This window comes from Microbacterium sp. MTN4-26 (assembly GCF_042846595.1).
Lineage (GTDB): Bacteria > Actinomycetota > Actinomycetes > Actinomycetales > Microbacteriaceae > Microbacterium > Microbacterium luteum.
The window spans coordinates 1-1,434 of record NZ_BTGO01000042.1 but is presented as its reverse complement, the minus strand read 5'-3'; the positions used below and the strand labels follow the sequence as shown (position 1 = coordinate 1,434).

Here is a 1,434-nt window from a genome sequence, read left to right as displayed (position 1 = left end):
GGGTGAGTCCCATAGCGTGGTGTCACTTCCCACAGGGTCCTCGTCGTCGTTGACGAAGTGAGGGCCATCGTGGGAGACCAGTTGTTCCGCCAAGAACCCTGAAAGTGATCCCACGATGACCCAGTACCAGTCTGCCTTGACGACCTTGATCGGCGAAGTCCTCGCCGATCCCGACCTCGCCCACTCGGACGTGTTCCGTCGGATGCTGCAGGCCGGCCTGCAAGACCTGATCGACGCGGAAGCGACGATGAAGATCGGCGCGGCCCCGCACGAGCGCACCCCGGAGCGCACCACCCGCCGCAACGGGACCCGCCCGAAGACCCTCGCGACGCCGGCCGGGGAAGTCGACCTTGCGATCCCGAAGCTGCGGGAGGGGTCGTTCTTCCCCAGCTTGCTGCACCCGCGCCGCCGGGTCGACAAAGCGCTCTACGCGGTGATCTGCCAGGCCTGGATCGATGGGGTCTCCACACGGAAGGTCGACCAGCTGATCCGAGCGTTGGGCAACGACACCGGCATCTCGAGGTCGACGGTGTCCCGGATCTGCGGGGAGATCGACGAGGCCGTGCAGGAGTTCCTGCACCGTCGCATCGATCACACCTGGTTCCCCTATCTGTTCCTCGACGCCACCTACCTCGACGTCCGGGTCCGCGGCCGCGTCGTCTCGCAAGCCCTCGTCGTCGCGACCGGCGTCAGCGGTGACGGCCGCCGGGAGATCCTCGGGATGGCGCTCGGCGACGCGGAGACCACGGACTTCTGGACCGAGTTCCTCCGCGGCCTGCGCGACCGGGGGTTGAAGGTCGCGACCGACGCGGACCCGCTCGGCGTCGCCTTGGTCACATCCGACGCGCACGCCGGCCTGAAAGCCGCGGTCAAGGCGATCCTGCCCGGGTCCGGGTGGCAGCGTTGCCGCGTCCACTTCGCGCGAAACGTGACCCAGAAACTCGGATCGGCCCGCTCGAAGCCGGTCAACGCGATGATCACCACGATCTTCGCGCAAACCACCCCCGAAGCCGTCACCGCGCAATACCGGGCCGTGACCGACGGGCTCCGCTCGTCGTTCCCCGAGATCGCCGACATGCTCGCCGCCGCCGAGGCAGACCTCACCGGGTTCGCGGTCATGCCACGCGAGCATTGGCAGAAGATCTGGTCGAACAACCCCATCGAGCGACTGAACCGCGAGATCAAACGTCGCGCCGACGTCGTCCAGATCTTCCCCGACCGCGACAGCGTCACCCGGCTCATCGGCGCCGTCCTGCAAGAGCAGCACGAGGAATGGCAGTACGGCGAACGCCGCTACTTCTCCGACATCTCCATGCGCAAGCTCATCCACACCCTCCACGAGCACACCGAGACACCCCGCGCCGAGCTCTACCTCACCGCCTGACCCCACCCATCAGGAACAACCGAAGTGACACCACGCCACGGGACTTGACC

Annotated in this window: 1 protein-coding gene; it reads left to right on the top strand. The window is 67.0% G+C overall.

Translation table 11 applies throughout. The annotated features are described in order from the left end of the window. Positions 1 to 115 precede the first annotated feature (115 nt). Positions 116 to 1,384, top strand: coding sequence for an IS256 family transposase (locus ACGG9C_RS16970; RefSeq protein ID WP_194384080.1), 1,269 nt, complete (start codon positions 116 to 118; stop codon positions 1,382 to 1,384). The last annotated feature ends 50 nt before the right edge of the window (positions 1,385 to 1,434 follow it).